Origin of the sequence: Mesorhizobium sp. M0522, assembly GCF_040321085.1 — a bacterium.
GTDB lineage: Bacteria > Pseudomonadota > Alphaproteobacteria > Rhizobiales > Rhizobiaceae > Mesorhizobium.
The window spans coordinates 198,702-211,412 of the sequence record NZ_JAMYQW010000007.1; the positions used below are offsets into that span (position 1 = coordinate 198,702).

The following is a 12,711-nucleotide window of genomic DNA, read 5'->3' on the forward strand; positions in this document are numbered from 1 at the left end:
TCGTTGCCGTGGCCGGGAGCGGGCGGGGCATTTTGGGGGAACTGCGGATGAAGGTTCTTGTCGTCGGCGGCTATGGCACCTTTGGCGGTCGCACCGTCGAGCTTTTGGAGGGCGAGCCGCATCTGATCCTCTTTGTCGCCGGGCGCTCGCTCGCCAAGGCTGACGCGTATTGCAAGAAGCGCCCCGACAGCAGCCCAGCTGGTGCCGGCACTGTTCGACTGTGACGGCGATCTCGTCGCGCAACTCGCTGCATTTGAGCCTGATATTGTAGTCGACGCGAGCGGTCCGTTCCAGGCCTATGGCGAGGGACGCTATCGCCTGATCGAGGCCTGCATCGCCCGGCGCATCAACTATCTCGATCTAGCCGACGGCTCGGATTTCGTCGCCGGTGTCTCTGCGTTCGACGAGGCGGCGCGAAACGCCGGCGTCTTCGTGCTGTCCGGCGTCTCGAGCTTTCCGGTGCTGACGGCGGCGGTGGTGCGTCGCCTGTCTTCGGACCTGACGCGGGTCGACGGCATTCGCGGCGGCATCGCGCCTTCGCCCTTTGCCGGCGTCGGCGGGAACGTCATCCGGGCTATCGCCGGTTATGCCGGTCGGCCGGTGCGGCTTGTTCGCAATGGCCGTCCCGAACAAGGCCGTCCGTTTACCGAGCAGCTGCGCTACACTATCGCGCCGCCGGGCCGGCTGCCGCTTCGAAACGCGCTGTTTTCTCTGGTCGACGTTCCGGACCTGCGCGCCTTGGCCGCGCTTTGGCCGGAGGCGAGGACCATCTGGATGGGAGCCGGGCCGGTACCCGAGGTGCTGCACCGCGCCCTGATCGGCCTCGCCTGGCTGGTGCGCGCCGGATTGATCGGTTCGCTTTCGTCACTGGCGCCGCTGATGCATCAGGCAACGAACCGGCTGCGCTGGGGCGAGCATCGCGGCGGCATGTTCGTCGAGGTGGAGGGATCGGACCGGGCGGGCGCCATCGTCAAGCGCTCGTGGCATCTCTTGGCCGAGGGCAATGACGGGCCGCTGATCCCGTCGATGGCGGTCGAAGCACTGGCCCGCAAAGCGCTGGCCGGACATCAGCCCGCGCCGGGCGCACGGGCGGGGGTGCGCGATTTGGAGCTCCGGGATTATGAAGCCCTGTTCGCCGGGCGGACAATCTACACCGGCTTCAGGAACGGGGCGGCGGACGAGGACAAGCCGCTTTATGCCGAGCTGCTCGGTGCCGCCTGGCAAGGCCTTCCCGAGGCAATTCGGTCAATGCATGACCGTACGATCACGGCCGCAGGCCGCGCGCGCGTCGAACGCGGGCGCAATGTTCTTGGCCGGCTAATGGCCTGGACGGTCGGCTTCCCCGGGGCAAGCGAGGACATCCCGGTTCATGTCCGCTTCGACACCGACAAGGACAGCGAGACCTGGACCCGGACATTCGGCAAGCACAGTTTTTCGAGCCTACAGTCCGCAGGCCGGGGTCGATCGCAGCGCTTGCTGTGCGAACGCTTCGGCCCGCTGACCTTCGCGATGGCGCTGGTTGCCGAAGACGGCCGGCTGGCGCTGGTGTTGCGCCGCTGGAGTTTTTTTGGCCTGCCGCTTCCGATGTGGCTCGGTCCACGCTCGACTTCCTACGAAACGGTGAAGGATGGCCGCTTCCGCTTCCATGTCGAGATCTCGCATCCGCTTGCCGGCATGATCGCCCGCTACCGCGGCTGGCTGGAGCCCTCCGGCCCGCACGGCTCCAGCGAGATCGTGCCGCCTGCCAGCTTGGCCAGTTCGCGACAGTCCTGCGCCGTGCACAGCGTCCAGCCCTGACCCGTGGCGCCCGAGGCGGCGAGCGCGAGGCGCCGCTGTGGCCTGACGTTGGGCGCATAGACCCACCAGCCGTTTCTCAGCACCGAGCCTTGCGGCGGCTCCATCCCGGCGCCCGATCCCTTGATGCGGGCCTCGACCAGCTGCAGGCCGGACGGCAGCACCTTCCAGTCTTCCTGCCACTGGGTCTTCTCCACCGAATGCACCCAGGAGAGCGTGAAGGCAGCAACCGCGAGCGTCACCGTCTTGCCGGCCGCGACGATGCAGAGGCTCATGCTGAATTAGCCAGCGAAGCCTGCCGCGCGCGCCAGCAGTGCCAGCCGATCCAGGCAAGGGACAGCGCCCAGCCCGCCTCGTCGGTGAGCGGCAGCGCCGCAACCAGCAGCACGCCGGCGGCGAAGGCGACGAGGCGTTCCCACCAGGCCATGCGCCGGGCGAGAAATCCGACGGCCGCGGCGCCCCACAGGACGATACCCATGCAGGCTTTGATGACGATATAGGCGACCTCGACGGGATAGCCGAACTGGGCGGCGATCGGGCCGGGGTCCTGCAGCATCAGCGCCGGGGTATAGACCGCCATGAACGGCACAACGAAGCCGGCAATGGCAAGCTTGGTGGCCTGGATGCCGATCTTGAGGCCGCTTTCCTTGGCCATGGGCGCGGCGGCGAAGGCGGCCAGCGCCACAGGCGGGGTGAGATCGGCCATGATGCCGAAATAGAAGACGAACATATGGCTGACCACCAACGGCACGCCGAGCGACAGCAGCGCTGGCCCGGCCAGCGACGAAGTGATGATGTAGTTGGGAATGGTCGGTATGCCCATGCCGAGCACCAGGCAGGTGAGCATGGTCAAAAGCAGCGACAGGAACAGATTGTTCTCGCCGATCGAGATGATCCAGCCGATGAAGGTCGAGGCGATGCCGGTAAGCGTCAACGTGCCGATGACGATGCCGACAATGGCGCAGGCAATGCCGACCGGCAGCGCGTTCTTTGCTCCTTCGGCAAGGGAATCCACGCATATGCGCAGCGTCTCGCGCCCGCCCTTGAAGGTGAGGCAGGCGGCGACCAGCACGGCGATGACCAGGCTGAGGATGTTGACGCCGAATTTCATGAAGGAAGCCGCGGCAAGCCCGAGCGCCAGCCAGAAGACGATGCGGAAGGCGAGCGGCCCGATCGATGCTGCCAGCGGCGTGCCGAGGATAAGCACAATGGTCAACGCCAGGCCCATGGTGCCGGCGAACACCGGTGTGTAGCCGGCAAACAGCAGGTAGATCAGTGCTGCGAGAGGCAGTACCAGCGGCCAATGTTGTCTCACCGCATCCCACGGATTGGGCAGGTCAGCCTTGGCCATGCCGTGCAGGCCGGCCTTGCCGGCTTCCAGGTGCACCTGCCAGAAACAGGCGCCGAAATAGAGCAGCGCCGGAATGATCGCCGCCTTGACCACCGCAGCATAGGGGATGTTCAGGGTCTCGGCCATGATAAAGGCAACCGCTCCCATCACCGGCGGCATGATCTGGCCGCCCATCGACGAGGTCGCCTCGACGGCGCCGGCGAAAGCCGAGCGGAAACCGAAGCGCTTCATCAGCGGGATGGTGAACTGGCCGCTGGCCACCACATTGGCGACGCCGGAGCCGGAAATGGTGCCCATCAGCGCCGAGGACAGCACGCAGACTTGCGCCGGGCCGCCGCGCCATGAGCCGACCAGGCCAAGCGCAAAATCGTTGAACAGCGCGATCATGCCGGCGCGCTCAAGAAAGGCGGCGAAAACGACGAAGATGAAGATGTAGGCGGCCGAGACATAGATCGGCGTGCCGTAGATGCCTTCGGTGCCATAGGCGAAGGTGTCGACGAGCTGGGCGAAATCATAACCGCGATGGATGAACGGCGGCGGCAGATGATTGCCGGCAAATGCGTAGGCGAGAAAGATGAAGGCAATGACGGCGAGCGGCAGCCCCATTAACCGCCGCGCCGCCTCGAAGACCAGCACGACCAGCACCGCGCCGACGATCAGGTCAGGCGTGGTGAGAAAGCCGGAGCGGCGGATGAGGTCGGCATAGAACACCCAATTGTACAGACCGGTAGCGAAACCAAGCAGGCCGAGCGCCCAGAACACTGCTTTCGCCGGGACGCTTTTGGCGCGCAGATTGGCGATTAGGGCAAAGCCGAGCAGCAGCAGGAAGCCGACATGCATGGCGCGTATGACCTGGCTCGGCAGGCTGCCATAGGCGGCGATGTAGATTTGGAAGATGGAGAAGGCGATGGCGATAAAAAAAACCGCCTTGCCGGCGATGCCTTCGCCGAAGCCAGGCGGCAATCCTTCGACAGGAGCTTCCGCTGTGGGGGAAAGAACGGTCGGGGTTACGGTCATTAGCGGGGTTCCTGGCGGGGCGGTCCCCTCCTCGAGGGGAGGGTGCCGAGCGAAGCGAGGCGGGTGGGGTCGGTGCGGCAGTGCGCGGCCGCAACCGACCCCACCCGTCCATTCGCCTTCGGCAGCTGTTCACCTTCTCCTCAAGGGGGAGGGATGGCTCCTTACTTCACCAATCCCTTTTCCTTGTAATACCTCTCGGCGCCTGGATGCAGCGGCACCGGCATGCCGTCGAGCGCCTTGGCCGGGTCGATCGCCTTGGCGGCGGCGTGGGCAGCGGTGAGCTGGTCGAGATGCTCGAACAGCAGTTTCGTCATCTGGTAGGCGGTCTCGTCGGAGACATCGGCGCTGGTGATCAGGAAATTGCCGACGGCGGCGGTCGCAACATCCTCGGTCTGGCCCTCGTAGGTGCCCTTGGGGATGACCACGGAAAGGTAGGGCGAGCCGATCTTGGCGACGTCCTCCGCCGGCACGGCAACGATGTTTACCGGCACTGAGGTGGCGAGGTCACGGATCGACGCGACCCCAAGGCCAGCCGACTGCAGCGTGGCGTCGAGCTGGCGGTTCTTGATCAGCTCCACCGATTCGGCGAAGGGCAGATATTCGATCCGCCCGAGGTCTTCGTATTTCAGCCCGGCAGCGGCAAATATCGTGCGGGCGTTGAGCTCGGTGCCTGAGGCCGGCGCGCCGACCGAAAGGCTCTTGCCCTTGAGATCGGCGAGCGTCTTGATGCCGGATTCCTTGCTGGCGACGATCTGGATGTAATTGGGATAGATGGCGGCAATGCCGCGCAGCTTGTCGAGCTTGCCTGGGAAGCCTGCTTCGGTATTGCCTTCGGCGGCCAGCTTCACGGAATCGCCGAGCGCAAAGGCGATCTCGCCCTTGCCCTGCTGCAGCAGGTTGAGGTTTTCGACCGACGCTTTCGTCGCCTGCACCTGGGTGCGCGCGCCTTCGATGCCCTTGCCGTAGATTTCCGACAGCGCGACGCCGAGCGGATAGTAGACGCCGGAAGTGCCGCCGGTCAGCACGTTGATGAATTCCTGTGCCTTGACCGATACCGCGCCAAGGCCAAGCGACAGCGCCAGCACGCCGGCTGCAACAAATTTCGTCCTGAAATTGAGCATGCGATTTCCTCCCTGAAAATTCGTCGCCGTTCCCTCCTCGGCGGCATGAAGCGAAGCGAGTTTAGACAGCGGGCGGGAAATGCCAACCCGCAATAGCAGCGATTAGACGAACGGCTAAGCAGTGCCGCAACACGTTGGCGCTTGCGCGAGGTCGTATCGCGGCAGAAAGATTTTTCCAGCGCTTGTCGAAATCCGGCAGGGCCGCGCGACATAAGTCCGGCTCGCAACGATGCGGCCTTCGAGAAACGGGAGAAGACCATGCGATACATGCTTTTGATCTATGGAAACGAAGCGGGGATGGCAGCCGCGCCAGCAGATGCGGTGACACAGATGTCGAGCGCGTACGTCGCCTACACCGAAGCGTTGAAGAAATCCGGCGCCTGGCTCGCCGGCGACCGGCTGAAGCCGACGCAATCCGCTACCTCGGTGCGGATGGCCAATGGCAAGACCAACGTGCTCGACGGCCCCTATGCCGACACCAAGGAGCAGCTTGCCGGCTTCTATATGATCGAAGCGGAGGACGTCGACGCCGCCATTGCCTGGGCGGCGCGCTGCCCGGGCGCCAGCACCGGCACGGTAGAGGTGCGGCCGATCTGGGAACTCACCATGTGATGCCGGAATTGCCCGATACTGCGCGGGCGGCGGCGGCAGCGGCCGCCCGGCAAAGCTACGGCAAGCTGGTCGCCTATCTCGCCGCACGCACGCGCGACGTGGCCGCTGCAGAGGACGCATTGGCCGATGCCTTTGCAGCGGCGCTCGAGCGTTGGCCACAGGCGGGCGTGCCCGACAAGCCGGAAGCCTGGCTGCTGGCGGTGGCACGCAAGCGCCGCGTCGACGCGGTCAGACGGCGGCTGACACGCGAGGCGGGCCGCGACCACCTCAGACTCATCGCCGAGGAGATGGAGGCGCGCATGGCCGAGGAAGACCTGCCGGACGAGCGGCTCAGGCTCATGTTTGCCTGCGCCCATCCCGCGATTGAGGCCGGCGTGCGAGCACCGCTGATCCTGCAGACGGTCCTGGGCTTCGACGCAGCGACCATCGCCTCGGCTTTTCTTGTCTCGCCAGCCACGATGAGCCAGCGCCTGGTGCGCGCCAAGACGCGAATTCGCGAGACAGGCATTCCGTTCCGCGTGCCGGAGCGGGCCGAGCTCGGCGAGCGGCTGGGCACCGTTCTGGAAGCGATCTACGCGGCGTTTGCCGAAGGTTGGTCCGACCCGGCCGGCACCGAAACGCGGCGCCGCAATCTCGCGACCGAAGGCATCTGGCTCGGCCGTCTGATCGCCTCGCTGATGCCGGATGAGCCGGAAGCACTCGGCCTGCTGGCGCTGATGCTGTTCGCCGAGGCGCGGCGTGCAGCCCGGCGCAATGCGGCGGGTGACTATGTGCCGCTGGCCGAGCAGGATCTTGCATTGTGGGACGACACCCTGATCGATGAAGCGGAGGCGCTGCTCGGGCGCGCGGCCGCCGAGGGTGTTGTCGGCCGCTACCAGCTCGAGGCCGCCGTGCAATCCGCCCATACGACACGGCGGCTGACCGGTTGTACCGACTGGGTCGCGATCAAGGAGCTCTACGACGCGCTGTCGGTGATTGCCGGCTCGCCGGTGGTGTCGATCAACCGTGCGGTGGCGATTGCCGAGGCCGAAGGTGCTTCAGAAGGATTGGGCGCGCTTGATCAACTCAGCGGCGACAAGCGCCTGTATGACTATCAACCTTACTGGGCCGCCCGCGCGGGCCTGCTGGCCAGACTCGGCAAAGTTCCGCAAGCGAGCGAGGCCTATGACCGGGCTATCGGCCTCGAACGCGATCCGGCCGTGCGCCGGTTCCTGCAGGAACGACGGGCATGGCTCGGCCACGCGGAAAGACACTGAGACAAGGCGGAGTGCTTAGGCCGGCCACATGTCGTGGGAAGCATTCAGCCTCTTTATCACTCGATGTTCCCGCAAATTGGCCCACAGGCGTCCGATATTCGGCCAAGCGGTTGGAACCTTCGCGACCTCCGGATGCCAGGCCACCAACATGACGAGATAGATGTCGGCCAGCGAGAGTTGGTCGCCGGCCAGCCAGTCCTGGCCTGCGAGGGCGGCATCGAGAATGGCGAAGCTGCGATCCATTTCCGAGACCGCCGCCCGTTTGACAGCGTCCACGCCGCGGGGATCGGTCGTGTAGCGATGAGCGTAGAAGAACCGCAGGTCAGCCGAATAGATGACGGAGGACATGAAAAACATCCAGCGCAGGAAGTCGGCACGGTCAGCCGAACTTGCTGCGGGCGCCAGTCCTGCTTCCGGGTGGCGCTCGGCCAGCAGGATGCAGATCGCCGCCGATTCGGTCATCGAGCGTCCGTCCGGCAAGATCAGGACCGGCACCTGGTTCAAGGGGCTGATATCTAAAAAGGCCTGGTCGGGTCGGCCCTTCGGAACGTCGATCTGGTCGAAAGGCACGCCCGCCAAAGCGAGCGCCGCCTCGATGACAAAGCCGCCGGTATTGGCACGCGTATAGAGCTTGTACATGAAGTCCTCCACCTGCCGGGCAGCGACGATTTGATACGGAAGGGACCCGCCGCTCAAGCGAACGACGCCCGCCACAGGTGGTTTTTCAGCGGTCCACGCCGACGCGTGATACAGAGTATTTGATGTCGGAGGGCATCGCGAAGGATCGCTACTGACCGGTCAAAAACGCTCGTGTCTAAGCGCCCAATCCCTCGAACAGGATCGTCGAGAGATAGCGCTCGGCGAAAGAGGGGATGACGACGACGAGGTTCTTGCCCTTGTTCTCGGCCCGCGAGCCGACGACGATCGCCGCTTGCAGGGCGGCACCCGACGAGATGCCGACCGGCACACCTTCGAGCCGAGCGACGAGCCGTGCATTGGCAACCGAATCCTCGTTCGAGACCTTGACGATTTCGTCATAGATCGTCGTGTCGAGGATTTTTGGCGCGAAGCCGGCGCCAATGCCCTGGATCTTGTGCGGGCCTGGCTGGCCGCCCGACAGCACCGGCGAGGCTTCCGGTTCGACGGCGACGACATGCACCGAGGGCTTACGCTTCTTCAGCACCTGGCCGACGCCGGTGATGGTGCCGCCGGTCCCGATGCCGGCAACGAAGATATCGACTTCGCCATGGGTGTCGTTCCAGATTTCCTCGGCCGTGGTGCGGCGATGGATTTCCGGATTGGCCGGGTTTTCGAATTGCTGCGGAATGACAGCGTCGGGCAGCGTTGCCGCCAGCTCGTCCGCCTTGGCGATGGCGCCCTTCATGCCTTTCGGCCCTTCGGTCAGCACCAGTTCGGCACCGAGCAGAGCCAGCATCTTGCGGCGTTCGACCGACATGGTTTCCGGCATGGTCAGGATCAGCTTGTAGCCCTTGGCAGCGGCGGCAAAGGCGAGCGCGATGCCGGTATTGCCCGAGGTCGGCTCGATCAGGGTGGTCTTGCCGGGCGTAATCCTGCCCGAAGCCTCCAATGCCTCGATCATCGACACGCCGATGCGGTCCTTGACCGAGGCGATCGGGTTGAAGAATTCGAGCTTGGCCAGCAGATTGGCGACGACGCCCTTCTCCCTGGCGAATTTATCAAGCCGCACCAGCGGCGTGTCGCCGATCGTCTCGGTGATCGAATTGTAGATGCGGCCGCGGCCGGGCACGTGTGCGGGGGTGGCGGGCTTGTTCATTGATTTCCTCCCAGAGGTCAAGCGGCAAGAGTCGGGCGGGGCCTAGGATAGAGCCATCCGCCGCGCAAGATAGGCTGTCGATCGAAAAATATCCGAGTGAAGTTCGTGCTGAGTACCCCCGCCCTTGCAAGGCGTGGCAATCCTTGGGCGGATTGGCGAAAGAGATTTATTGGCGGGCAGCAATTGCCGCCGCCGCACCGACCATGAAGCCGGCGGCGGTGCGGTTGAGTGCCCTCAGCGCCCGCGGCGACTTCAGGAACCAGCGCGCCTTGGCCGCCAGCGCCAGATAGGGCACCAGCACGACGAGCAGGACGACGATGGTGAGCGCGACAAGAATGCCGTAATCGGCCAGCGTGATCGTCTTCAGATCGACGATGGTCGGGGTGATGGCAAGATAGAAGATCATCGTCTTCGGATTGCCGAGCGTGACGGCGAGGCCGGCTATAAAGCTGGATGTCAAGCCGCCCTTGCCTTTCTTGGCCTCCACCGTCTCGGGCGTGATGCCGCTCGTCCAGAAACGCCAGCCAAGAAAGGCGAGGTAGGCGACGCCCAGCCATTTGATGGCCAGGAAGACCATGCCGAAAGTCTGTGCGACGAAAGCCAGGCCGAGCACCACGGCAGTCAAATAGGTCAGGTCGCCGAGCATCAGCCCGAACGACATGGCCAGCGACGAGCGGAAGCCGGAACCCAGCGCACGCGCGACAAGCGCGGTGACGCCTGGGCCGGGGATGGCTGCGGCGATGCCGAGGGCGGCGCTATAGGCGAGGAACCCGGTGAGTGTCATGATTGGCGCTTGTCGCACAATGTTGAAGTTGGGTGAATTCCCTCGGGCCGAATTCGATTGCGCCAGCGCAGCAGGCGACACCGCCGTTCAGGAGCGGCCGTCTTCGTAGGTAATGCGCCAGATGGTGCCGTTGCCGTCCTCGGTGACGATCAGCGAGCCGTCCTTGGCCATCGCGACACCGACCGGTCGGCCCCAGACGGCGTCGTTCGAGATGACGAAGCCGGTCATGAAGTCCTCATATTCGCCTGTCGGCTTGCCATCCCTGAATTTGAGCCTCACCACCTTGTAGCCGGTCCTGGCGCCACGGTTCCACGAACCATGCATGGCGACGAAGGCGTCACCCTGATAATCCGCCGGGAAGTTCTTGCCGTCGTAGAAGGCTATATTCATCGGCGCCGAATGCGCCTGCATCAATACATCGGGGACAGTGGCCTTGCCGGCGAGGTCTGGCCGCTCGCCCTGATGGCGCGGATCCTCGTTATTGCCGATGTAGTACCAAGGCCAACCATAGAATCCGCCGTCCTTGACCGCTGTTGCAAATTCGAACGGCACATTGTCGCCGAGTTCGTCGCGCTCATTGACGACGCACCACAATGCGCCGGTGGCGGGCTGCACGGTCATGCCCGTACAGTTGCGCAGGCCGGTGGCGACAGTTCGGGGATTTTTCCCATCCGGGTCAAAGGCGAGCACATCGGCACGGCCGTCCTCGGAGCCCCAGGCCGCCCCGAGCGGCTTTGATTTGGCCCAGGCGTCGAGGCCGCTATCCGGCTCCTTACCTATATCCTCGGCGACGTTCGAGGCGGAGCCAACCGACAAATAAAGCGTTTTGCCGTCCTGCGAGAAGGCGATGTCGCGGGTCGTGTGACCACCCGACGGGATTTGGGCGACAATGGTTTCTGGTTTGCCGGATGTCTTCAGGTCGCCATCGCGATAGGGGAAGCGGACGATGCTGTCGCTGTTCGCGACATAAACCCATTGCGGTTTGTCTCCTGGCGGATAGAAGGCGATGCCGTAGGGATAATTGAGCCCCTTGGCGAAGATCGCTTTCTCGATGGGCTTGGCGCTGCCCTCGGCGAGACGATAGACGCGTATTTGGTCGGCATGGCTGTTGGCAACAAACAGGTCGCCATTCGGAGCGACGCGCACGACACGTGGATTGACGATGCCGGATGCGATCATTTCAGCCGAAAAGCCCGACGGCAATTCTGGCTTGGCGCGTTCGGGCCGTTCCGCCACGCCGGCGCCGTTCGAAGCGGATTGGGCGGGGTCGGCTGCCGGCATGTCTCGCGGCCCAATCAGGCGTCGGACGCCAGGCCTGTCGGCGTGCCAATCGCCAAACGCGGCTTCGCCTTTGAGCACATTCTGGTCCGCCTGCTGGGCGGCTGCCGGTGTCGCAACAAGGAGGGCAGCGGCAACGGCCGCAAAGCCGCCAGATCGGATCATCAACGTCCTCCGGGATTCGCCTCGAACAGGGCAAACGGCATCAGGTATTGATCGTTCCAAGCGGCCGTCCAGCACACGAGGATTTGAAGCCGAACCCGTTCAGTTGCCAGAGGCGTAAAAGTCGTCGTCGAGGCGCTTTTCCAGCGCGACCAGATCGGCCGGCAGCGGCAGACCCATCGCCCGCATCTCTTGCAGCTTCTCGCGCAACTGCTCTTGCACCTCGTGCTGATCCTCTGGCTGGTTGATCATTTCTTCGAGCAGCAGACTGATCTGGGCCTTGAACGATTCCAGCGCCATTCTTTTCTCCTCCTTGCGGCAGGCCCGCGGCGGCTCCTAGCTCAGCATGCGCGAAATCAGCTGCGCGGTATAGTCGACCATCGGTACTATGCGCGCATAATTCAGCCGCGTCGGCCCGATGACGCCGAGCGCACCGACGACGCGCGCGTCCTTGTCGCGATAGGGTGCCACCACCAGCGAGGAGCCAGACAGCGAAAACAGCTTGTTTTCCGAACCGATGAATATGCGCACGCCTGGGCCTGCCTCGGCGAGGTCGAGAAGCTGGATCAGCCCATCCTGCGTCTCCAGATCCTCAAACAGATGCCGCAGCAATTCTATGTCGGCCTGGGCAGTGACGTTTTCCAGGAGATTGGCGCGGCCGCGCACGATAAGCCGCCCAGGCACGCCGCTTTCAGCGCCTGCCCAGACCGCCAGGCCCTTCTCGACCAGATCGTGCGACAGCGTGTCGAGGGCTGCCCTGGTCTCTTCCTTGATGCGGGCGATCTCGACCCGCGCCTCGGCCAGGGTGCGGCCGCGGATATGGGCGTTGAGGAAGTTGGAGGCTTCGTGCAATTGCGAGATGGTGATGCCGGCGGGCAGATCGATGACGCGATTTTCGACGTCGCCGTTCTGCGAGACCAGCACGGCCAGCGCCTTGGTCGGCTCGAGCTGGATGAATTCGATGTGCTTAAGCGCCACCTCATTCTTGGCGGCGAGCACGAGGCCGGCGCCGCGCGACATGCCGGACAGCATCTGGCTGGCCTCGGTCAGCATATGCTCCAGCGTCGCGCCCGAGCCGGAGGCGCGCACCTGGGCCTCGATGGTACGGCGCTCCTCGTCGGAGAGGTCACCAAGTTCCATGAAAGCATCGACGAAGAAGCGCAGGCCTGCCTGGGTCGGCAACCGGCCAGCCGAAATGTGCGGCGCATAGATCAGGCCGAGATGCTCAAGGTCGCTCATCACGTTGCGGATGGTGGCCGGCGACAGCGACGACGGCAGGATGCGCGACAGGCTGCGCGAACCGACCGGCTCGCCATCCCTCAAATAGGAATCGACGATGCGCCGGAAGATGTCGCGCGAACGCATGTCGAGCGATTGAAGCGCGGGCGATTGCAGCGCGTGCGACGGGAGCACGTGCGACTGCAAACCGGGATCGACTGCCTTTGTCATTTCGAGCCAAAAACCTCCGCCCCGAAGATATAGACTTCCGCGGTGTCGGCGCAACCGGTCCATTTTCCTTTGCGCCTCACGCCCCGTGCGGC

Annotated in this window: 13 protein-coding genes; 4 read left to right on the top strand and 9 right to left on the bottom strand. The window is 64.4% G+C overall.

The window, feature by feature from the left end:
- The first annotated feature begins 47 nt into the window (after positions 1-47).
- Positions 48-224: a hypothetical protein gene (locus NKI58_RS11795; RefSeq protein ID WP_352853220.1), complete on the top strand. Its 177-nt coding sequence runs from the start codon at positions 48-50 to the stop codon at positions 222-224.
- The gene (locus tag NKI58_RS11800) at positions 202-1,797 is read left to right on the top strand and encodes a saccharopine dehydrogenase family protein (protein ID WP_352853222.1); all 1,596 of its coding nucleotides are present in this window, start codon (positions 202-204) and stop codon (positions 1,795-1,797) included. The genes NKI58_RS11795 and NKI58_RS11800 overlap by 23 nt, the downstream gene beginning before the upstream one ends.
- On the opposite strand, the gene NKI58_RS11805 is transcribed toward NKI58_RS11800, so the two are convergent.
- The 3 genes from NKI58_RS11805 to NKI58_RS11815 form a co-directional block, all read right to left on the bottom strand.
- On the bottom strand, positions 1,686-2,069 hold the full coding sequence (locus NKI58_RS11805; RefSeq protein WP_352620838.1) for a DUF1850 domain-containing protein: 384 nt from the start codon (positions 2,067-2,069) through the stop codon (positions 1,686-1,688). The two genes, NKI58_RS11800 and NKI58_RS11805, sit on opposite strands and share 112 nt — an antisense overlap.
- Positions 2,066-4,162 carry a TRAP transporter permease gene (locus tag NKI58_RS11810; protein ID WP_352755716.1) on the bottom strand — a complete coding sequence of 699 codons (2,097 nt, stop codon included), beginning with the start codon at positions 4,160-4,162 and terminating at the stop codon, positions 2,066-2,068. The genes NKI58_RS11805 and NKI58_RS11810 overlap by 4 nt, the downstream gene beginning before the upstream one ends.
- Before the next feature lie 161 nt (positions 4,163-4,323).
- On the bottom strand, positions 4,324-5,283 hold the full coding sequence (locus tag NKI58_RS11815; RefSeq protein WP_352457892.1) for a TAXI family TRAP transporter solute-binding subunit: 960 nt from the start codon (positions 5,281-5,283) through the stop codon (positions 4,324-4,326).
- A gap of 258 nt (positions 5,284-5,541) precedes the next feature.
- Here NKI58_RS11815 and NKI58_RS11820 point away from each other — a divergent pair, with 258 nt between their 5' ends.
- Positions 5,542-5,895 (top strand): YciI family protein, encoded by a 354-nt coding sequence (locus NKI58_RS11820; protein ID WP_023718846.1) that lies wholly within the window; start codon positions 5,542-5,544, stop codon positions 5,893-5,895.
- Entirely contained in the window at positions 5,895-7,151 is a 1,257-nt protein-coding gene (locus tag NKI58_RS11825) for an RNA polymerase sigma factor (protein WP_352787861.1), read from the top strand. The genes NKI58_RS11820 and NKI58_RS11825 overlap by 1 nt, the downstream gene beginning before the upstream one ends.
- A gap of 15 nt (positions 7,152-7,166) precedes the next feature.
- Here the strand turns inward: NKI58_RS11825 and NKI58_RS11830 are convergent, their stop codons facing one another.
- From NKI58_RS11830 to hrcA, 6 genes are all read right to left on the bottom strand, one after another.
- Positions 7,167-7,790 carry a glutathione S-transferase family protein gene (locus NKI58_RS11830; RefSeq protein ID WP_352787859.1) on the bottom strand — a complete coding sequence of 208 codons (624 nt, stop codon included), beginning with the start codon at positions 7,788-7,790 and terminating at the stop codon, positions 7,167-7,169.
- 175 nt (positions 7,791-7,965) lie between these two features.
- Entirely contained in the window at positions 7,966-8,946 is a 981-nt protein-coding gene (gene cysK / locus NKI58_RS11835; protein ID WP_023678986.1) for a cysteine synthase A, read from the bottom strand.
- Positions 8,947-9,112: 166 nt separating this feature from the next.
- On the bottom strand, positions 9,113-9,730 hold the full coding sequence (locus NKI58_RS11840; RefSeq protein ID WP_352570203.1) for a LysE family translocator: 618 nt from the start codon (positions 9,728-9,730) through the stop codon (positions 9,113-9,115).
- 87 nt (positions 9,731-9,817) lie between these two features.
- The gene (locus NKI58_RS11845) at positions 9,818-11,173 is read right to left on the bottom strand and encodes a PQQ-dependent sugar dehydrogenase (protein WP_023678984.1); all 1,356 of its coding nucleotides are present in this window, start codon (positions 11,171-11,173) and stop codon (positions 9,818-9,820) included.
- Positions 11,174-11,272: 99 nt separating this feature from the next.
- Positions 11,273-11,470 (bottom strand): hypothetical protein, encoded by a 198-nt coding sequence (locus NKI58_RS11850; RefSeq protein ID WP_023678983.1) that lies wholly within the window; start codon positions 11,468-11,470, stop codon positions 11,273-11,275.
- A gap of 36 nt (positions 11,471-11,506) precedes the next feature.
- The gene (hrcA, locus tag NKI58_RS11855; protein WP_502897051.1) at positions 11,507-12,619 is read right to left on the bottom strand and encodes a heat-inducible transcriptional repressor HrcA; all 1,113 of its coding nucleotides are present in this window, start codon (positions 12,617-12,619) and stop codon (positions 11,507-11,509) included.
- Positions 12,620-12,711: the final 92 nt, after the last annotated feature.